Source organism: Paenibacillus sp. EKM301P (assembly GCF_011800295.1).
GTDB classification, from domain to species: Bacteria; Bacillota; Bacilli; order Paenibacillales; family Paenibacillaceae; genus Paenibacillus; species Paenibacillus polymyxa.
Window position 1 is genome coordinate 99,641 of record NZ_JAALFM010000002.1, and the last position, 20,828, is coordinate 120,468.

Here is a 20,828-nt window from a genome sequence, read left to right on the forward strand (position 1 = left end):
GAAAAATCACCAATCAGCTTATTACGAGTCAGCTTGTTCAAAGATTTCTTTGATTTAACATGCCCGTATTGAGCTGGGACCTATCCGGGGAATTGCCATTTAATTATTGGAAATACCGCTGAGTTTCTCCAGCATTCGCAGTCGGTCATTCTCTGACAAAGTCTGCTGAACATGGAAGCAGCTAGGACACACATAAACATTCAAGACGAACGGCAAGTCCAGAACAGGTTTGCCGAGCACCGGAGACATCGATGGTTCGAAGCCCTCTCTGGTTACGGTTTGCGAACCCGCATGCAGCATATACTCTCCACATTGGGAACATTCAAGAACCTCATCTTGTCTGTCGAGTAATTGTTCAGCACCTTGCTCATAAGCCATTAGATCCGCACCGCTTTCTTCGAATTTTTGTAAAGTATGCAGCACAGGCAGCTTATGAAGCTCATTATCCTGCAATAACGGTGCATCAGCTGGCTTTTCAGATACGATTTCATCCTCTGCCTCGTATAAAATATCCTGCTCCTCATCATCGCCGAGCTGAATACTTAATGTACGATAACCCTTGAGGTCTTCTTTTCCATGAGCGCCGAGCGCCGGACTTACAGAAACCGCATGATCGTGTGTCGCATCTTCATGCCCATCCGTATGTCTGTGAACAGATGGAGAAACTGACTCAGACTCCTCTTCGTCATCGGCTATGTCTGAGTATCCTTTCAGATCATTATGGCAATAAGGACACTCTTCTTCAGGTCCTAATTCTTCATCCCAAATAATTTCCATGTTACACCATGGACAAATAGTCATTTCCAAGCTTTATCATCCTTCCGTTCCGATGCGTATACCAAGCTTTAGTATACAGGATGTGTCAAGTTACACTCGCACCAATCACATACGACAACGATATTGAAATAATCATAGAGAACAAGCCGACCGCACGGTTATCTTCTTTAATCTCTTGATCGATAGAAAATACCGGTGTCAGAAATTCAAAAAGAAAGTACGCCGCAAGTAGCAGTAAAAAACCAACGAATGACCAGATCATCGTATCATATACGCTGGATTTAGCCTCCATCGCAAAGCGGAGCACGTTGCAAATACCAAACATTTTCCCACCCGTTGCCATGGCTACCGAAACATTGCCTCGCTTGATCTCTTCCCAACATTTATAACGGGTTACCAGCTCAAAGCAGGACAAAAATACAATCAACTCCAGCACCGCCACGGAGAAATAACCCAGCATCATCCCCAACGGATGTGATAGCAATTCATCAATCGCCATCTTCACCTCGTCCCTCCCGTTCTACCAAGCGTTCTCGGTCAGCAACCCATATCTATTCCAATTCAGCAACCGTTACACCCGTGCCGCCTTCATTGTAGTTACCGATACGGTAGCTTTTCACATGCTTATGCTTGCGAAGGTACTCCTGAATACCAGTTCTCAGGACCCCCGTACCTTTGCCGTGAATAATGTATACCTGACCCAGATTGGCTAAAAACGCTTCATCCATGAAGCGGTCCACTTCCATCAGCGCTTCCTCCACGTTTGCCCCCCGAAGGTCAAGTTCACTTCGCACGTTATCATCCCGTGTCCGCTTAACGCCAGTCACTGACTTTTGGACCTTTGGAGTAGTCGTTGGGGCTGGTTGCAGCAGCTCCAGATCATCCAGACTGACCTTCATTTTCATGATACCCAGTTGAACGATAGCTTCCTTGCTGCCAGTTAGTTCAACCACATGGCCTTTTTTATTCAGACTGTGAACTGATACTTCATCGCCAGCCATGATGGAACGAGTACGCGGAGTCGCCGGACGTTTGACTGTACTTTTCTTGCGTTGTTTCGGTTCTGCTTCATCCAGTTCTCTACGAGCTGCAATCAGCTTGTGCTCCTTAACCGAGGCTCCCTCTTCCTGAGCCAATTTACGCAAATCCGTAATGATTTTCTCTGCTTCACTACGAGCCTTATCCACGAGAACTCTTGCTTCGTCTTCGGCCTTTTCTAGCATACGGTCCCGTTGTGACTCCAGCTTATCTAGCTCGGTCTGATGACGTGTACGCAATACTTCCATTTCCTTACGCAGCTGCTCTGCTTTTTCCCGTTCTTGCTCAGCGGTCAAACGGTTCTGCTCCAGTGACGCAATCATGTGCTCGACGCGCTGGTCTTCTTCGGTTACCTCACCACGGGCATAGTCTAATATACGTCCTGGTAATCCCAATCGCTCGGCAATGGCAAAAGCGTTACTTCGCCCAGGTACACCAACCAGAAGGCGGTAAGTCGGGCTTAATGTAGCGACATCAAACTCCATACTTGCATTAATAATTCCTTTGCGCTCATAGGCATACGCCTTCAATTCACTATAGTGAGTCGTCGCCACCATGCGGCAACCCAGAGCATGTATATGCTCCAGAATAGATACAGCCAGGGCAGAACCTTCTGCCGGGTCCGTTCCTGCTCCCACTTCGTCAAGCAATACAAGACTTTTGGGTGTCATATTTTTCAAGATGCTAATAATATTGGTCATGTGACTGGAAAATGTACTCAAGTTTTGCTCAATGCTCTGCTCGTCACCAATATCGGCATAGATTGCATCAAACACGCAGAGCTGGCTTTCATCCTCAACAGGCACAAACAGTCCAGACATCGCCATCAAGCTTAGCAGACCTATAGTTTTCAGGGTAACGGTTTTCCCCCCTGTGTTCGGTCCGGTAACGATAATGGAGGTGTACGAATTACCCAGTTCCACATCTATGGGAACGACCTGTTCCAACGGAATTAGAGGGTGTCTACCCTTTTTCAGCTTCAAGTACCCGCGATCATTCATTAAGGGCAGCGTTGCCTTCATTTCACGAGCGAGACGAGCTTTCGCAAAAATAAAATCAAGATTGCCTAAAATATCCACATCATACAGCAACATATCCGCTTGTTCTGCGACAAGTGCGGTCAGCTTTTGTAAAATGACTTCAATTTCACGCTCTTCTCTCAGCCTGGTTTCCCTCAGCTTGTTGTTCATGGCCACGATGGATTCTGGCTCGATAAACAAGGTTGCGCCAGACCCGGATTGATCATGCACAATTCCGCCAAAATAAGAACGGTATTCGGCCTTGACCGGGATGACAAACCGATCTCCACGAATCGTAATCAACTGATCCTGAAGCATTTTGGACACAGTTGAGGAACGAATCATGGAATCCAGCTTTTCACGAATACGCACTTCACCGGAGCGCAGTTCCCGGCGAATTTGTGAAAGCTCTGTACTGGCAGAATCCAGTACCTCTGCATTTTCGTCAATACAGCCTTTAATGGAGTTTTCCAAACTTCTTTGTTCCGAAAGTTGCTCACTCCAATACAGCAATGTTTCAACCGGATTTTCCTCATGCAGACTTGTTACATACACCTGTATACGGCGTGCAGCTTGAACCGTTGTCCGAATACCATGTAACTCCTGCGGACTTAACGTTCCTCCAATACGGGCACGCTTCACCGTAGGAGTGATATCCACCACTCCGTTAAATGAAGGCACTCCTTTCAACCGATCAGCAGCATAGGCCTCATCCGTACCTTTTAGCAATTTCTTGATATGCTCCAAATCATCGCTGGGCTGTAATTGAAGGGCTGTCTGTTGTCCCGTTGCCGTTTGGGCATAGTGACTTAGTTTATTTAGAATTTTTTGATATTCAAGGGTTTTAAAAATTTTAGAGTCCAACTTCACTGCTCCTTTCACTTATATCTATATTATACCGAAAGCAGCAAACTTACGCTATTTGCCAACTCTGCTTTACACATAAGAAAGCTCTTCATGCCACACACTAACCTTTGTCTAACCCTGTTAATTCAAAAAAACAAAGGAGGTTATTCCGTGAGCATTCTTGGGCACATTGTACGTTTCATCGTTGCCGCTCTGGTTCTGATGGTCGTAAGCTGGATCGTTCCCGGATTTAGTGTAGGCGGCTTTTGGAGTGCGCTGATCCTTGCCATTGTCATTGCCTTGATTGGCTATATCGTCGAGGCGATATTTGGTCGACGCGTTTCTCCATTTGGACGCGGTATCGTTGGTTTCCTAGTGAGCGCTCTGGTTATCTGGGTCGCTCAATATGTCGTGGCCCATGTTAGTGTTTCGATTATGGGCGCATTGCTCGCTGCATTGGTTATCGGGATTATCGATCTCTTCATTCCGGTATCGACACCATTTGAAGCCGGGCGCAAGGAAGGGAAATAATTTCGGCAAACACTTCCAGCATAGCTGTCCCGAAGCAGATTCATCTGCCAAAGGACAGCTTTTTGTCATTTATACTTCTTAGCGATACCATAAACAAACAATCCCCGGCCATGAGCAGCCGGGGATTGCCTTACATTTATAATCCGTATCTACTGATCCTGTTCGATAAGCTCAATCCATTCATTATACTCGGTTTGAAGCTTGGTGTATTCTTCCTTTAGTTGACGTAATTCTGTTGAAATCTTCTCTGCATTTTCTCGGTCTACGTCCTGTTGTACTTGTAGTAAACGAAGCTGATGAGCCGCCATTTCATATTTTTGACCTACTTCATCTAACTCAGACTGCAAGGCCATGCGTTCCTGCTCTATGGACTGCTGTTCTGCCTTTGCGGTGTTGGCAGCTTCAACCGCGGAACGAATCTCCTCCTGAAGCTGTTCTTTTTGTTCAATCGTTACCGCTATTTCCCGTTCCCAAGAAGCAAATTCTTCCTTGCGGGCAGCATCTTCAGCTTCCAAACGTTCCGCTTCAGCCTTCAACTGATCGTATTTAAGCTGCCATTCCACAGAGGCCTTCTCAGCACGTTCCAATTCACTTTGCCGGTCATGATTTTCCTGCTGGAGTTGCTTAATATGTTGCTCCAGCTGTCCAGCTCGGCTCTTCATGCTTCCATATTGCTCCTGAAGCGATTGATACGCCTTCGCACTCTCTTGCTCTCGGACTTGGGCTTTCTCAAGCTCGTCCTGAACACGAATCAGCTCAGGCGACAGCTCCTTGATTTTCGCTTCAAGTTGAACCAGCCGTTGCTGTTGTGAAGCATATTTATCATTAGCAGCCTCAACCTCAGCCACAGTCTGCTGTAGTTGTTCCTCTGTCGCTTCCTTCTGTTCACGCGCTTCCAGCAGGGAAAGCTCCAACTCATCGGCTGCCAACTGACGTTCTTCTGCAAGCTTCTTCCATGCCTTCTCACTTTCAGCCAGCGTAGCCAGCTCGCTTTGCAGCTTGCGAGAAGATACATGAGCTTGCTCCAGCAGCTTCTGCATCCGGCGCTGCTCTTCCTCCAGCTTAGCCGCCTGCTGCTGCGTAGCCTTGGCTTCATTCACCAACTGATCATATCTGCTTTGCAGTTCTTCACGCGCAAGCGTGTTTGCCTGCTCCCGCTCTGTTGCTGCCTGTTGCTGTGTTTGCAGTTCAGCCTCCAGCTCGGACTGTTGTTGCTCCAATGCTGCAGCTTGCTCTTGAGCCTTCTCCAGACGAGAAGAAAGCTCTGCATTTCCTGCTTGTACTTGTTCTAATTGCTCCTGAAGCTCCTCCATCCGAATCTCCTGCTCCAGTGCAGCTTCTTCAGCACGTTTCTGCGCTTCCTCATGCTGGAGCTTTTCCTCATTTAGAGCCAATTCAGCCTGTTTACGTTCCTGCTCCAGCTGCTCATTCAGCCCGGAGCATTTGATCTGCCATTCGCTTATCTTCTGGCTATGCTCTTGCTGCAAAGTAGATCGCAAATTGTCCAGCTCTATACGTTTTCGCTCCTGATGAGCCTTTTCCGCAGCGGAAAGCTTAGCTTCAGCCTGTTTAGCCGCTTCGGCTATTTCCTTCTTCAACTGCTCTTCTGTCTGCCGGACACGCGCATTTGCAGCCTCTTGCTGCTCTTTCAGCTTACGAGAAGCCTCTTGACGAGATTCTTCCAATTCACGCTTAGCTTGTTTTTGTGCATTTTCAAGTTCAGCCGCTTTTTTCTCCTGCTGTTCAAGCTTTGCCCTTAGTTCGGCAATTTCCTTGGCTGATGTAGATTCGGTCTCCACCAGTTTCTTCTGCGTCGTTTCTTTTTCTTCCCTCAATTGAACAAGGGCTTGGTGCATATCTGTATTTTTCTGCTGTTGTTCCCCTAGAGCCGTCTGGAGTTGGGCCAGATCTCCCCGGAGCTCCGCCCGTTCCGCTGCCAAGCGGTTCATATGGCTCTGAATCTCCTGAATTTGTACAGCTTCTTCAGCCATATGAACCGCAGCCAGCACGGCAATTCGGGGCATATCCAGACGCGAATGTGCTTGAGAAATGCTGTGCATACGTTCATCTACGTAATTAGCAACCTGCTTCATATAATCGCTATTGCTGCCGACAAGTTTATAAGAAGTACCGTAGATCTCTACAGTGACGCGAGTACGATCTGGTGTAGTCACAATTATGCCCTCCTTCAATACTACTGTATGTTGATTCTAAGGTGTATCCGGTACTAGGGTAACCCGCCTTCCGTGAAGCGTTCAACCTTATTAGTCCGGCTTCCCCGCAGCGGGTGAATATCAGAGTAGAGAGCTTCTATGATGATAGGCCAAAAAGCCGTATCGAACCTCTGTCACTAAGATTCGATACGGCTTCCCGCATTTCCTGCTACTTTCTCAATTCCGCTCCAAAAGTTTGTTCTAGAGACGTAACGACAGGAGAATGCGCCGCATTAATCTCTTCATCCGTCAACGTATGCTCCCAATGACGATAGGTCAGGGAAATAGCCACGCTCTTCTTGTCTTCACCAAGCTTGCTGCCTGTAAATACATCAAACACCCGTGCATCCTGCAACAGTTCTCCGCCTGCAGCGTGAATAACACGAAGCAGTTCACCTGCCTCAACGTCTTTATTCACCACGAGGGCAATGTCACGTTCCACGGACGGGAAGCGAGCCAGCTCTCTGAACTGAATATGGGAGTTTGCATGCTCAACGAGCTGTTGCAACGCGATTTCAGCTACATACGTATCGTTCAGCCCATAGGACTGTTGCAGTTCAGGATGAATCTGCCCAACTGTACCGATCCGTTGGGAGTTTCCGTTCACATCCAGCCATACCGAAGCGGAACGTCCTGGGTGGTAGCTTTGCGGCTGGTCAGCCACATAGCGAATGCTGGCACTTAGTCCAAAATAGTCGAACACTGTTTCAAGCGCACCTTTAATATCAAAGAAGTCAACCTTTTCGGCTCCGATGTTCCATTGTTTTTCACGGCGCACTCCAGTCAGCAGCAGACTCAGCACTTGAATTTCCTGCGGCTGGCGGGTTAATGTTTGCTCTTCTGTATAAAATACAGTTCCCATCTCAAAAATCGCCAGATTATCTTGCTTCCGATTCATGTTGTACACCGCTGTATCCAGCATTTGCGGAATGATGCTTGTACGCAATACACTACGGTCTTCGCTCATAGGCATAGCCAAACGTACCGGATGGCTGCCTTCTGTCAGAGCATTAAATAAAGCTGTGCTTTGCGGATGCACAAAAGAGTAACTGATCGTTTCCTGCCAGCCACCATGAGCCAGCAATCTGCGCAAGGAACGACGCAGGGACTGCGATGCCGTCAAAGCTCCTGGAGTTGTCGGTCCCTCAATAGGCGTGGTTGGGATATTGTCATAGCCATACAGACGTGCCACTTCTTCGATTAAGTCCACATCAATGGTAATATCTCCACGACGTGTAGGTACTTCAACTTCCAGCACCCCTTGTTCTGCATCGCCACATCCAAAATGAAGTCTACCAAGAATCGTCTTCACCTCAAGCAGGGACAGTTCGGTTCCCAAATATCGGTTTATTTTATCTAGCGACAGCTTGATAATGTGGTTTTTAGCTTTTGCAGAAGCAGACTCTACGATGCCCTGGTGTACAGTGCCCCCTGCATAACGCTGAATCAGCGCAGCTGCACGATTTACAGCAGGTATAACAGCTCCTGGATCAACTTCTTTTTCAAAACGCAGACTTGCTTCCGAACGCAGTCCCAGTTGGCGGGATGTTTTACGAACGGTACCGCCGTCAAACTTCGCAGATTCCAACGCAATGCTAACCGTCGCATCCGTAACCTCAGAATTGGCTCCACCCATCACGCCTGCCAATGCAATCGGCTTTACACCGTCTGTGATCAACAGCATATGTGGTTCCAGCTTACGCTCCTGATTGTCAAGTGTAATCAAAGTTTCGCCTGTACGAGCAAGTCGCACCTCAATATTTCCATTTTCCAGCTTATCCGCATCAAAAGCATGCAACGGCTGACCATATTCCAGCATAACGTAGTTCGTAATATCTACGATATTGTTTATCGGACGAACACCTGCCGCCATCAGACGGTTTTGAATCCATAACGGTGAAGGGCCCACTTTAACACCTGTGATATAACGCGCTGCATAGTGTGTGCACAGTTCAGGAGTATCCACCTTAACGGACAAGTGATCTGCCGCAGCATCGCTAATTTCCACCAGATCCTTAGCAGGGTCAGCGAGCGAAATGTCACGTCCTAGAATGGCACTTACTTCATATGCAGCTCCATGCATGCTCAGGCAATCCGAGCGGTTGGGTGTCAAATCAAAATCCAGCACCTGATCATCCAGGGCAAGCAGCTTCGTAATTGGCGTACCAATTTCAGCATCCTCTGGCAGCACCAAAATGCCTTCCTGCAATTCTTTTGGCAATAGCTTATCATTCATGCCCAGTTCTTTGGCCGAGCAGATCATGCCCATGGACACAACACCACGCAGCTTGGCCTTTTTAATATGAAAATCTCCTGGTAGCTTGGCACCTACAACTGCAACAGGAACCTTTTGACCTGCATCCACGTTCTTGGCACCACACACAATTTGCAGGTCTTCTCCCTGACCCGCATCGACAATACACACATTCAGCTTATCCGCATCCGGGTGCTTTTCCTTGCTTTTGACATAGCCTACAACGACGCCAGTAATTCCTTGGTTACGATGTTCAACTTCATCAATTTCAATGCCCGAACGGGTGATTTTTTCTGCTAGCTCCTCCGCACTCACTTGATCCAGTGATACATACTCGGACAGCCACTCGAATGATACTTTCATATGGGTTCACTTCCCTTGATATAGTTGTTTATTGACGCGCAAACTGCTTCAAGAACGACAGATCGCTGTTATAAAAATGGCGAATATCGTCAATGCCGTATTTCAAAATGGCTATCCGTTCTACACCCATACCGAATGCAAAGCCACTGTACACCTCGGGATCAAAACCACCCATTTCCAGCACTTTCGGATGCACCATACCACAGCCCAAAATTTCAATCCACACGCGCTCGCCGTTTTTCTTCACAAAAGTCACGTCTACTTCAGCACTTGGCTCGGTGAACGGAAAGAAGCTTGGGCGCAAGCGGATTTCGGTCGATTCCCCGAACATTTCGCGTGCAAATTGCAGCAAGGTTCCTTTCAAATCACTCATACGAATGTCTTTTCCAATCACAAGGCCTTCAATTTGGTGGAATTGGAAGGAATGCGTTGCATCGTCATCATCACGTCGGAATACCGTACCCGGACAAATCACCTTAATAGGCGTTTCACCCTTCATCGCCTCCATCGCGCGAATCTGAACTGGTGACGTATGAGTACGCATCAACAGATCCTCGGTCAGGTAAAATGAATCCTGCATATCACGTGCCGGGTGGTTTTTAGGCAGATTCAATGCTTCGAAGTTATAATAATCGGTCTCTGCCTGCGGTCCCTCAGCCACTCGATATCCCATACCTGTAAAAATATCCTCGATTTGCTCGATCACTTTGTTAAGTGGGTGGAGCCCGCCTTGCGGCATTGCGCGTCCAGGCAACGTAACGTCGATTTTTTCTGCTTGCAGGCGCTCATTCGTTTCTGCTTTCGTGAACTCGTCCTGCTTACGGTTAACGACCTCTTCAATCGCCTCACGCACCTCATTGGCTACCTGGCCAACAACTGGACGCTCTTCCGCACTCAGCTTGCCCATACCGCGCAAAATTTCGGTCAGTGCACCCTTTTTACCCGAATATTTAACTCGTAGATCAGCCAGCTCCTTGGGTGTTTCCACCTTCTCCAATACTTCCAGTGCTTCTTCCTTCAAGGCCAGCAAATGTTCCTTCATTTGGATGGTTTCGCTCATCGCCTGTTCAGTCCCCTTTCTTCATATCCAGCTTTTCAGACAACAAAAAAAGGTCTTTTCTCCCGAAAAGGGACGAAAAGACCGTGGTACCACCCTCGTTAGACAATGAAGTTCAGCTACCCGATGCGTTGCCTTGTGGCAATCAGTACGGGGGTTCATTCATGCTATGCATCATCATCTCGCTCTGCACGTTGTAACGGTCGTGAACCGGTATCCCCTACTTGCACAACCGCCATTTACATGACGCTTGAGGTTCAAGGAACTGCTCCGGAGCGAACTTCAACAGCCCAATATTTGCAGAAACGCTCTCAATCCTACGGCGCTTCCTCCCTGTTCAATCGGACACTGCCTACTCTTCTCCATCAAGACATTTTCTAAATACGAACTATTGTTCATTATTATATGCAAACTACTGCACTTTGGCAAGCAGCGCCTATATTTCATTCCTTCAGATATCGGGATCATTCAACTGATCCAGCTTGGCACGAATGCGCCTGATATCGCTCAAGAGCTCCTCATTTGCTTCACTCGTCCCCGTCATTCCCATCAGTTCGGTAAGACGCAGCTGTAATCGTAGACGTTCCTCCCGCTCTCCCTGATCCTTGGGCTCTCGGATGCTTCTCCGTTCATCTTCTTGTTTTTCGTCGGCCGTCCCCTCGTAGATTTCATATCCGCCCCCCGGCTGCATATCGAGTAATCGAGTTGCCGTACAACGCACCAGCTCCCGGTCATGCGAGACGAGTACCAATGCCCCATCATATCGGCGTAAAGAGTCCTCTACAATTTCACGGGTTTCAATGTCAAAGTAATTCGTCGGTTCATCCAGCACCAGCAGATTGGCTCCACTAAAGTACAGACGCAGAAAAGCTACCCTGCATTTTTCTCCCATACTGAGCGTTCCGATCCTTTTGAATACATCCTCTTTGGCAAATAAAAAACAGCCCAGCACCGTTCTCGCTTCTGTTTGGGTCATGGTTGGGAGTGCAAGCAGACTGTCGAGCAACGTCTGATCCTCTGGAAGCTGCTCCAACTCCTGTGAAAAATACCCGATATTCAACTGTGGGTTGGCTGTGATTTTTCCCGTCTTCGGTTCAAGCTGACCTGTTAATAACCGAAGCAGCGTGGTTTTGCCAATTCCATTGGGTCCTCGAACAGCCAAACGATCCCCACGTGCAACGTTCAGATTTAGATTTTTCACGATGACATGGTCGTCGTAGCTAAAGTCAACCTGCTCAGTACGCAGCAAATATTTAGCCTGAAACCCGCTGTCATTTAATTTCATGTGCAAAGACGGAGCTTCACGTGGTTGCTCTATCCTGTTAGCCTCCAGTCGCTCCAATTCCTTCTCCTTTGCATGATAACGGGAAATATTTTTTTTAGCCTTGGCCTTGTAAAAGCTCTGCGTAATGGCCATTTCAACCTTGGATGCGCTGCGATGCGCCTGATGAAACCATTCCCTGTAATTTCGAATCGTTTCCTCCAGCGCCTGTCTCGCCAGTTCCTGCTTCCGATAGCTCGCCTCCTGCTCTCGCAGTTCCCGCTCCTTCTGCGCTTTATATTCCTTATAACCACCTTTATAGCGCTCAATACCTGTGGATGTAAGCTCAACTATACTCGTAGCCACCTGATCCAAAAAGGCTCTGTCATGCGATACAAACAGCAGTGTTCCAGGATACGAGGACAGCCACTGCTCCAGCCAGAGCATACTTTCGGCATCCAAATGGTTGGTTGGCTCATCCAGTACCAGCAGCTTGGGCTGCCTGACCATCAGGCCAGCCAGTCGTACTCTCGTCTTCTGTCCGCCACTCAGATCACCATAAGCAATGGACCAGGTCTGTGTAGGCATTCCCATTCGGGTGAGCGTCTTTTCCACCTCAGACTCCCAAGCAAAGCCTTGCAGGCGTTCGTATTCATCCATCAGCTCGCCGTAACGCTCCAGTTGCTGCTCCATATCCTTACCAGCATCGGCTAGGTCAGCTTCCAGCTCTCCCAGCGTTTGCTTGAGACGCCAATGCCGAGGGCTGGCCTGCTGTGCGGCCTCCAGTGCGGTTCGAGACCTATCCACTGTATCCTGCTGCTTCAGCCAGCCTCGCTCTTCCATGGGCAAATCATATTCTACTTGACCGGAGGTTGGCGCTTCATCTCCCAGCAATATTCGTAATAACGTTGTTTTACCGGCTCCATTCCTCCCAAACAACGCGAGCCGTTCTCCTTCCGTCACATCCATCGACACATTCTCAAATATAGATGTCCCGTTCCATTCCTTGACTACATTGCGAACTCGCAAAATGGTTTTCATACCACGATCATCCTTTCCCAGCCCGGTTTTTACACCGGAAGCAATAAAAAAAGCCGCAGAAGGCTGCGGCTTGCATACAGGAAAATAGAATGACTGCTATGAATTATTTCAGAACATATGCATATGAAAAATAACACCGCGAACGAAAAAAACAAATCCCGTTTCGGAAATATACGCATACGTCCCTACTTTCATTTCAGACACACTTCTCCCGTTGCAGCTTGCAGCCGCCTGCCAGTAACGTGCAGTTGAGTGGGAAAATCAGTGTGCTTACTTCATCGGACGTATGGTTACCTTCCTTTTTATGGGATACTTACTTGCAGTCAGTATAGCAGATCACAGTATTTTTGCAATACCAGTTTTATTTTCCAAATACCAACGTTGTATTGGACGAACCTGCATACTTAGTTACAAATTCTTTAGTATATTCAGGGGTTTGAACTTGATAACGGTAGTTCTTGCTCGGATTCCATCGGGTCACAGGCGATTTTTGGTTGGTGATGGCTGGAAAACTACCTACATCTTTAAATTCACCATTGGCTTTATCATCCAGAATACCGCCCTTTTCACTACCTTTTCCAAAATAATTATTTTCGGAATAAATTCGTGCATTGGTTGCTATTGTGTAAGCCAACTGAAAATTATTAATATAATTATTTTTCACATGGAAATATCCATATCTCATCAGACCTGGACCGCGTACAAGTAAGTTTTCAAAATAATTATTAGCAATTGTAATATGCGGCATGCCATCATAATTTTTATTGCTGTCATCTGGATAACCCAGAATAAGGCCATATTTATGATTAGCAAATTTGGAGTTGCTAATGGTTACATAATCAGCCGATTGCCCTATGTACAAAAGCTTGTCCAGATCCGAGCCATTTGCATTATAATTATGACCTGCAAAAGTAACATGATCAATCCAATAATTTGTGCCCGCAGTAAGATATAACTGGATATCATCATTACCATTAATGCTGGCGCTGTGCTCAAAAGTTAAATTTTGAAAGATCACATTTCCCGAGTTAGCTGTTGTTTTCAAATGAATATTGATTAGCTTATTTTGCGCATAAGAGCCGATTAGCGATTTGTTGGAACCAATATTGATCACGGTTTTAGAAGAAGCAGAAATATTCTTTTCGATGACCAGAATTTTAGGTGTTGAGTCCCCTAGCTGATTTTTCAATTCGTTTAGATTATTGATATAGATGACCTGACCATTTTTGCCCCCTGTTGTAGCAGGCTTTGAAGCTCCCGTTTCGCTTTTAGCCTGTCCAGCAAAACCAATCATGCCATTCGTCGACGTATTTGGGAAATCAGTCGCAGCGAACGTAGCACTTGCTGAAAAAGTAAAAAACACAAAGGCTAAAGCTAAAAGAAAAGAGATTTTTCTCATCGCAGCTACACCATCCTTTTTTTATATTAAATTCCAATTACGAGACTATACTTTTTTCGCAAAATGGTAAATAGTTCTTTTTATCTGTTTATTTATAGCATATAAGAAAAATATTTAATATTGTATTATTTATCAGCGTGAAAATAGTTCGCAGGAACGCAAAAAGCCGGGATCCCCCATTGGTATCCCGGCTAAAATATATTCTTATTGCAAACAAAATAAAAACCCTTGAGTCACAAGGGTTTCGAAATTTTAAAAATCGTAAGCGGGTGATGGGAATCGAACCCACGCTATCAGCTTGGAAGGCTGAAGTTCTACCATTGAACTACACCCGCATTATATAACATCTTGATTCTTATGTATGACATGCACAAAACTTTGTCAACTAACTGAATCAGGATGGTATTTAGTATAACTTACCTTTTTGTAAAATGCAAGCATACTAGACGCCATCCTGAGCCAGCCAATTCACAGGTTTACGTAAAAACAATTTTTCAAAAACTTCTGCCGGAATGGGACGGCTAAAATAATACCCCTGACCTTCATGACAATCCTGCGCCTGCAAAAATTGAAGCTGCTCCTCATTCTCCACCCCTTCAGCCGTAACCTTCAGCTTCAAATGGTGAGCCATAGAGGCAATGGTAGATACAATGGCCGCATTTTTGCTGTCAACCAGTACCTCATTTACAAAGGACCGGTCAATTTTCAGACGATCAATCGGAAGATTTTTCAAATAATGCAATGAGCTATAACCCGTTCCAAAATCATCAATACTGATTGCAACACCAATAGCTTTTATTTTTTTCAACTGTTCAAAGGCCCGGTCCTTATCAAAAGTCATACTCTCGGTAATCTCCAGCTCTAAATAGCGTGCCTCCAGTCCCGTATCGGACAAAATGCCCCGAATGACATCAACCAGCTTTTTTTGCTGGAATTGGCGCATGGATAAATTGACCGAAATCGGAATCGATGGATACCCCAGCTCCTGCCACTGCTTATTTTGGAGACATGCCTCACGCAACACCCATTCCCCCAAGGGCACGATCAGGCCACTTTCTTCAGCTACTGGAATAAAATCACCCGGCATCACCATCCCGCGATGAGGATGATTCCAACGCACCAGCGCTTCTAAACTCGTTAGCTCGCCACTTTGCAGGTGGACGCGTGGCTGATACACCAATGAAAATTCTTCATTTTCAAGCGCACGCCGCAAATCATTCTCCAACTGGAGTCTTTCATGCGCTCGCATCTGCATCGCACTAGCATACCGCTGAAAATTCACCCCTTGCTCCTTGGCACTATGTACAGCAGTATCCGCCTGTTGAATAAGTTGTTCGCTCTGATTCGCATCCGACGGGTACAAAGCTATGCCAACGCTCACCATCACATGATAAGACTCCCCATTAATATCAAACGGCTGATCGAACAGCTTCACCATATCATCAATACGATTTCTCATGACATCTGAATCTTCGTAGCCCATTAGAAGAAAGGCAAATTCATCTCCACCCATGCTAAAGACCGCTTCACCTTCGCGGCAAAAATGCCCCAAGCGTTCGCCTACCGCATACAGCAAATAATTGCCTGCCGTATGCCCAAGCGAATCATTAATCGCTTTGAAACGATCAATATTTAGCACTAAAAGCGCTACTGTCTCATCAGATTTCAATGAATGGCGCAATATTTTATCCAGGCGCTGGGAAAGACGTCGCCGATTGGGGAGGCCTGTTATATCATCGTTATAAGCAATATGATTAAATTCAGATTCTGCCGCCTGTTTTTCCCGATAAGGAACCAGAACCATAAGCCGGACCAGACCGCTCAACAAATTATAAAACGCAATCACGTTAGTCAAAAGTCCTATAAGATGATTGATATCACTCATTTGCTCAGCAAATAAATAGAACAACTGGCTCACAACACACAGCCCAATCCCACGAACCATAAGCAACATGCCCAATTCCGCGGGGCGAACTTTCCGATATTTTCGTACTCCAAAAATAAATGTGAGTACCAGCAGTAACATGACAACCAGATTCAACGTCCAGCCCAGGTTACCTAATTCGTACCGTATACGTAGATCCGGTAAGCCTGCATCATATGCCTTTATAACTCCTAGAATCAGCAACGTGCAGCCTATCCCTGCCCACAAAGCCACTGTCTTGTATTCTGACTTCGTCTTTCTAAATGGAAGGGAACAAACGAATAAGAGCATGACCGAGGTAAAGGCACGATTTACAAACAGCAGCCACAACGAAATGCCCGGAGACAAAGCAAAGTCCGTCAGGCTTACGAAACTAAACGAAACGATATGAACAAGATAAAGCAGACCAGCCACCAAAAACGTTGGGGCAATAAGAAGTCTCTGCCAGGTTAACTGTTCCAGCAATACGGACCAGGATTGATAAAAAATAGAAAAACAAATCGCCGCACAGGCAAATCCTATAATCGGATATACCAAGAAAAATACATTATAGGAGTATATTTTATTCAAAGTTACGTGAAATAATTGCACTAAGACAAATAAAACTATGGCGGCAATTCCAATGCCTATCGTTTTTTTTACTTCCAGCCGTATATTCATTCAGCCTCTTCAGCCCCCTGCATATCGGAGATTCCGATCATCTAAGACGTTTGACAGCTTTGGAAGCCGTTGTTTAAGTCTATAGTATCAAAAAAAATGTTGTATTCTGGTATATAATAGCATTTAATCTGTGAAAGGTGAATCATTTTTTTGTTCTATATTCATGAATTTATTTTCGCATTTATGCAAATGCACATGCTTACAGTACCAAAAAAGCGCATCATCTTTTCAGATCATGCGCTTCAGATGACATTTTTCAAATAGGTGATACCTATACCCCAACGCTGCACACCACAACAGAAATAGTATGTACAGGACCCCTCTGCGAAAATCTCATCATATTAGACTACAGGAAGTGTGATTTTAAATTGTGTACCGCTTCCATGTTTACTGTCTACATGAATGAAGCCTCCGTGATTTTTGATAATACGATAGCTCACAGCCAATCCCAAGCCGGTTCCACTTTCTTTTGTTGTAAAAAAAGGATCGAATAAACGCGCCAATGTATTGTGATCCATACCTAAGCCGTTATCCTCAATGCAAATGTGCACATAAGAGCCCTCAAGCACGGTATGGATATCAATGCATCCCTCTCGTTCCCCGCTGATGCTTTCAATGGCATCCATCGCATTTTTAATCATATTGAGGATAACCTGCTTAATCTGCTTCACGTCAATGGAAACCTTCATGAGCTCATCATTTTCATCCAGTGCGATCTGGCAGCCCTTCATCAACGCCTCGCTTTCTGTCAGCATCACTACTTCTTTCAACAGTCCCATCACAGATACAGCCGTTTTTTGTGGAGCAGAAGGCTTGGACGAATTTAAAAACTCATAAATAATGTCGTTCGCACGATCAATCTCGGTTAAAATAATACGGGCATACTCATCCCTACCCAACTCCACCAAGTGCGGCCGAAGCAATTGAATAAAACCCCGGATTGCAGTAAGCGGGTTACGGATTTCATGGGCGATAGAGGCCGAAATACGTCCCAGCATCGCCAGCTTGTCGTTTTGATACGCCGTTTGCTCAATCTGCTTATAATCCGACACATCCTTTACACTAAACAAAAAATCGCCATCCATCTGATCACCGTAGGTCACTGTTATCAACCAATGCCGACCATACTCATCAATCAACTCATGATAGCGCTTTCTATGAAAGATAGTTTCTTTATAAATCCGCATAATTTTCTTCTTCTTAAACCGACTTAACTCAGGATGATGCAAAATTTGCATCAGGTTGCGACCTGCGAGCGAACTACGTGGTAGCTCCAGTAATCTCGCCATTTGCACGTTAATAAAGGTCAGTACCCCGTCACTGTCAAACAGCATGATACCACTATCCAGGTTCTCCAGTACATTTTCATACTTATTATTGGCGATCTGTGTGGAAGGGCAAGCTCCCACGGTATCAAGCAAGGCTTCTTGGAATTCACTGATCATGCCAGGCTTCCCCCTTGTATCGGAATGATAAACTGGCCGTATCGGACGTGTAATATTCTTGAAGAATAGAAAGGTATCTATCGATTACCCTTCAAATGGTGTAGAAAACAGTTTCAATCAACTCCGACCATTTTTTTCGATTCGAGTCTTATTTTATGATAGACAAGATTAAGGATCACAGTCAATCGGAAAAAGTGTCGAATCCACATTTTTATCTTATTTTCTTTCGTCATAATATCTGCGCAACATTACCAAAATAAAAAAATAAGTTAAAAATAAGCGCCCTACACACCAAAGAAGCTCTCCAGATTTGAGAGCTTCTTTGGTGTGTAGGATGTCAACTGCCGCTCTTATTATGTTGAAGCCGGGATCGTCTTTGACTCATAACAGCCAGTCTTCTCTTAAGCTCTCCCTGCCATTTCTCATCGTTCATTTGTTTGGCTACCGTCAATAAATCCAGCGACATGTCAATTTGGCGCTTCACAATTTCAACTGCATCTTCACTCTCACGATTTACACAATTTTCAAATATCGTATCATCGTCTTCCATGACATAATCCTGAAAATCAATCTCGGATGCCCCATCTCCATGTGCATACTCAGCCAAAATTTCATACTCATTTTCGACTTTATAATGAACTTCAATGCGACGACATACCGGGCAAAACAGCAAAGGAACATTATGGACTTGGGTGCGGTAATGCTTCAGCGTTCCCTTGGTTCCTACCATGCTTGCTCCACAGCAATAACTCATCCGGGCTCAGCCTCCTCTGAACAAAACCTGTTCTGCCTTGTTTATCTTCTACAATACCTTATTCGCTTTCATCAGGCAAAATTCCTCCAGAACACAACAACATTTCCATAATTATTTGTTACTTCACTCTGTATTACATGAATCAGACAGGCTATTCCTATATCTTCGGCTGCATAGTGCAGGCAAGCAAGCCCCCAACAACGGTAAAGTAACCGCTTGTTGGGGGCTTGCTTGTTTAAGTTCAACTTGTAAAGCTAATATTACAGATTTTTATCGCCTGGTTTCCAGTTCATTGGGCACAAGCCACCGGATTGCAAAGCTTGCAGTACACGCAATGTTTCTTCTACACTGCGGCCTACATCGTTGTGGTTAACCACTTGATATTTCAGTTCGCCTTCTGGATCAATGATGAACAAGCCGCGCAATGCAACGCCTTCTTCTTCGATCAGAACGCCATAGTCGCTTGCTGTTTTTTTCGTGATGTCGGAAGCCAATGGGAAGTTCAGTTTGCCCAGACCGTTGTTTTCTTTAGCTGTGTTGATCCATGCTTTGTGGCTGTGCACGGAGTCTACACTGATACCCAAAATTTCAGTATCAAGCTCTTTGAATTGGTCAGCAGCATCGCTCAATGCTGTAATTTCTGTTGGGCATACAAAAGTGAAATCCAGTGGATAGAAGAAAAATACGAGCCACTTGCCACGGTAATCGGAAAGTTTCACCGAGCCAAATTCTTGACCGTCTCCAGATACTGTTTCCAATGCAAAATCAGGTGCGGGTCTTCCTACCAATCTTTCTGCCATAATGTGAAATCCTCCTTTAAAATATGTAAGAAAAACACCAATTGTGCTTTCCTCAATCATCTGTATTGTAATAAACAACCTACTTGATAAATGTTATCATTCGCTGAAATCAAAGTCAATATTATAACCATTACTTTTTTATAATTATTTTAAACTAGCTTAAAAATTCACGATTTATTCACATTTAGAGTTTTCTGATACACAAATAGCTCCTGATTGCCCAGGAGCTACGATGCTAATTATTTGCTGTAAAGTTATACTGTATAACCGCCCTATATAATAGGAAGCTTTTTTTCAGAACGGGTGCGTTTTCGGAGCCTTTAGCGAATAGCTGCTGCAATTAAATCGCCCATTTGGGTAGTCGAGATCGCTTGTGATTTATCCACCGCGATATCTGCCGTACGGTGTCCTGCATCCAGTACCTCAGCTACCGCCTTCTCAATAGCGTCAGCTGCTTTCTCGTACCCGAAGGTGAGGCGGAACATCAAAGCAACGGACAAAATTGTTGCAATAGGATTCGCCAGTCCTTGACCTGCAATATCAGGCGCCGAGCCGTGCACCGGCTCGTACAGACCGAAGCTGCCTTCTCCCAGTGATGCAGATGAGAGCATACCGATGGACCCGGTCAGCATAGCTGCTTCATCACTAAGAATGTCACCAAACATATTTTCCGTTACGATGACGTCAAAACTAGATGGACGACGCAACAATTGCATGGCACAGTTATCAACCAATACATGCTCAAGCTCGACATCTGGGTAATCTACAGCGACCCGGTTAACGACTTCACGCCACAAACGAGAAGTTTCCAGTACATTAGCCTTATCCACCGATGCGAGTTTTTTGCGACGTTTTTGTGCAATTTCGAAGGATTGACGAACAATACGCTCTACTTCTGTTACATTATATGCGCAAGTATCGACCGCTTCTTCACCCTGAGCACTCTCTCGTCTGTACTTCTCACCGAAATAAATCCCGCCCGTCAGTTCGCGCACCACGATTAAGTCCGTTCCTTCCAGTACCTCTGGTTTCAAAGTAGATGCGTCCTTAAGACAATCGAAAACGACAGCAGGACGAAGATTTGAAAACAGACCAAGCTCTTTGCGAATACCGAGCAATCCGGTTTCAGGACGAAGCTCCTTAGGATTGTTGTCCCATTGTGGTCCTCCTACAGCTCCCAACAGCACGGCATCTGCAGATTGACATACGGCCAGTGTTTCTTCCGGCAATGGAGTCCCCTTCTTATCAATGGCAATCCCGCCGAACAGCGCATGCTCTGTTTCAAATGAGTGGCCAAACACTTCTTCCGTACGTTTCAAAATTTTCTCTGCCTCTGCGACCACTTCAGGTCCGATTCCGTCTCCCGCTATTACTGCAATCTTTTTAACGTCTGCCATCACGTACACTCCTCTTGTTATACAGCCATACAGCCGTATTTCTCATACC

General features: G+C 45.7%; 14 protein-coding genes and 1 tRNA gene. 1 reads left to right on the forward strand and 14 read right to left on the reverse strand.

The window, feature by feature from the left end; genetic code table 11:
• Positions 1 to 99 precede the first annotated feature (99 nt).
• The 3 genes from HFD99_RS05885 to HFD99_RS05895 are packed head-to-tail and all read right to left on the reverse strand — an operon-like array spanning position 100 to position 3,698.
• Complete coding sequence (locus HFD99_RS05885) at positions 100 to 807, reverse strand: hypothetical protein (RefSeq protein WP_016820535.1); 708 nt, start codon at positions 805 to 807, stop codon at positions 100 to 102.
• A 55-nt stretch (positions 808 to 862) separates the two neighbouring features.
• The gene (locus HFD99_RS05890) at positions 863 to 1,276 is read right to left on the reverse strand and encodes a DUF350 domain-containing protein (RefSeq protein WP_014599569.1); all 414 of its coding nucleotides are present in this window, start codon (positions 1,274 to 1,276) and stop codon (positions 863 to 865) included.
• Positions 1,277 to 1,328: 52 nt separating this feature from the next.
• The gene (locus tag HFD99_RS05895; protein ID WP_045243980.1) at positions 1,329 to 3,698 is read right to left on the reverse strand and encodes an endonuclease MutS2; all 2,370 of its coding nucleotides are present in this window, start codon (positions 3,696 to 3,698) and stop codon (positions 1,329 to 1,331) included.
• 153 nt (positions 3,699 to 3,851) lie between these two features.
• On the opposite strand from HFD99_RS05895, the gene HFD99_RS05900 reads away from it, so the two are divergent.
• Complete coding sequence (locus HFD99_RS05900) at positions 3,852 to 4,211, forward strand: phage holin family protein (RefSeq protein WP_016820537.1); 360 nt, start codon at positions 3,852 to 3,854, stop codon at positions 4,209 to 4,211.
• A 149-nt stretch (positions 4,212 to 4,360) separates the two neighbouring features.
• Here the strand turns inward: HFD99_RS05900 and HFD99_RS05905 are convergent, their stop codons facing one another.
• The 11 genes from HFD99_RS05905 to leuB all read right to left on the reverse strand — a co-directional run bounded on the left by HFD99_RS05905 (position 4,361) and on the right by leuB (position 20,779).
• Positions 4,361 to 6,385: a DNA repair protein gene (locus HFD99_RS05905; protein ID WP_045243981.1), complete on the reverse strand. Its 2,025-nt coding sequence runs from the start codon at positions 6,383 to 6,385 to the stop codon at positions 4,361 to 4,363.
• 208 nt (positions 6,386 to 6,593) lie between these two features.
• Positions 6,594 to 9,041, reverse strand: coding sequence for a phenylalanine--tRNA ligase subunit beta (gene pheT / locus HFD99_RS05910; RefSeq protein ID WP_017426637.1), 2,448 nt, complete (start codon positions 9,039 to 9,041; stop codon positions 6,594 to 6,596).
• A 28-nt stretch (positions 9,042 to 9,069) separates the two neighbouring features.
• Positions 9,070 to 10,101: a phenylalanine--tRNA ligase subunit alpha gene (gene pheS, locus HFD99_RS05915; RefSeq protein ID WP_016820540.1), complete on the reverse strand. Its 1,032-nt coding sequence runs from the start codon at positions 10,099 to 10,101 to the stop codon at positions 9,070 to 9,072.
• Positions 10,102 to 10,549: 448 nt separating this feature from the next.
• A complete protein-coding gene (gene abc-f / locus HFD99_RS05920) occupies positions 10,550 to 12,400 on the reverse strand; it encodes a ribosomal protection-like ABC-F family protein (RefSeq protein ID WP_123796954.1) in 1,851 nt (616 codons plus the stop codon).
• Between the two features lie 361 nt (positions 12,401 to 12,761).
• Complete coding sequence (locus tag HFD99_RS05925; protein WP_045243983.1) at positions 12,762 to 13,799, reverse strand: pectate lyase family protein; 1,038 nt, start codon at positions 13,797 to 13,799, stop codon at positions 12,762 to 12,764.
• Positions 13,800 to 14,063: 264 nt separating this feature from the next.
• Positions 14,064 to 14,134 (reverse strand) — tRNA-Gly (locus tag HFD99_RS05930).
• Positions 14,135 to 14,241: 107 nt separating this feature from the next.
• Positions 14,242 to 16,383, reverse strand: coding sequence for a bifunctional diguanylate cyclase/phosphodiesterase (locus HFD99_RS05935; RefSeq protein ID WP_019686643.1), 2,142 nt, complete (start codon positions 16,381 to 16,383; stop codon positions 14,242 to 14,244).
• Positions 16,384 to 16,724: 341 nt separating this feature from the next.
• Positions 16,725 to 17,828 carry an ATP-binding protein gene (locus tag HFD99_RS05940; protein ID WP_016820545.1) on the reverse strand — a complete coding sequence of 368 codons (1,104 nt, stop codon included), beginning with the start codon at positions 17,826 to 17,828 and terminating at the stop codon, positions 16,725 to 16,727.
• Between the two features lie 337 nt (positions 17,829 to 18,165).
• Positions 18,166 to 18,582: a hypothetical protein gene (locus HFD99_RS05945; RefSeq protein ID WP_016820546.1), complete on the reverse strand. Its 417-nt coding sequence runs from the start codon at positions 18,580 to 18,582 to the stop codon at positions 18,166 to 18,168.
• 260 nt (positions 18,583 to 18,842) lie between these two features.
• A complete protein-coding gene (locus tag HFD99_RS05950; protein ID WP_013370083.1) occupies positions 18,843 to 19,382 on the reverse strand; it encodes a peroxiredoxin in 540 nt (179 codons plus the stop codon).
• 320 nt (positions 19,383 to 19,702) lie between these two features.
• Positions 19,703 to 20,779, reverse strand: a complete 1,077-nt coding sequence (gene leuB / locus HFD99_RS05955) for a 3-isopropylmalate dehydrogenase (protein WP_025364393.1) — start codon at positions 20,777 to 20,779, stop codon at positions 19,703 to 19,705.
• Positions 20,780 to 20,828: the final 49 nt, after the last annotated feature.

What these genes read in the sequence shown, in the direction of transcription:
- HFD99_RS05890 (WP_014599569.1), bottom strand. Translation starts at nt 1,276, where the DNA reads ATGGCGATTGATGAATTGCTATCACATCCGTTGGGGATGATGCTGGGT.
- pheT (WP_017426637.1), bottom strand. Translation starts at nt 9,041, where the DNA reads ATGAAAGTATCATTCGAGTGGCTGTCCGAGTATGTATCACTGGATCAA.
- pheS (WP_016820540.1), bottom strand. Translation starts at nt 10,101, where the DNA reads ATGAGCGAAACCATCCAAATGAAGGAACATTTGCTGGCCTTGAAGGAA.
- abc-f (WP_123796954.1), bottom strand. Translation starts at nt 12,400, where the DNA reads ATGAAAACCATTTTGCGAGTTCGCAATGTAGTCAAGGAATGGAACGGG.
- HFD99_RS05925 (WP_045243983.1), bottom strand. Translation starts at nt 13,799, where the DNA reads ATGAGAAAAATCTCTTTTCTTTTAGCTTTAGCCTTTGTGTTTTTTACT.
- HFD99_RS05935 (WP_019686643.1), bottom strand. Translation starts at nt 16,383, where the DNA reads ATGAATATACGGCTGGAAGTAAAAAAAACGATAGGCATTGGAATTGCC.
- HFD99_RS05940 (WP_016820545.1), bottom strand. Translation starts at nt 17,828, where the DNA reads ATGATCAGTGAATTCCAAGAAGCCTTGCTTGATACCGTGGGAGCTTGC.
- HFD99_RS05945 (WP_016820546.1), bottom strand. Translation starts at nt 18,582, where the DNA reads ATGAGTTATTGCTGTGGAGCAAGCATGGTAGGAACCAAGGGAACGCTG.
- HFD99_RS05950 (WP_013370083.1), bottom strand. Translation starts at nt 19,382, where the DNA reads ATGGCAGAAAGATTGGTAGGAAGACCCGCACCTGATTTTGCATTGGAA.
- leuB (WP_025364393.1), bottom strand. Translation starts at nt 20,779, where the DNA reads ATGGCAGACGTTAAAAAGATTGCAGTAATAGCGGGAGACGGAATCGGA.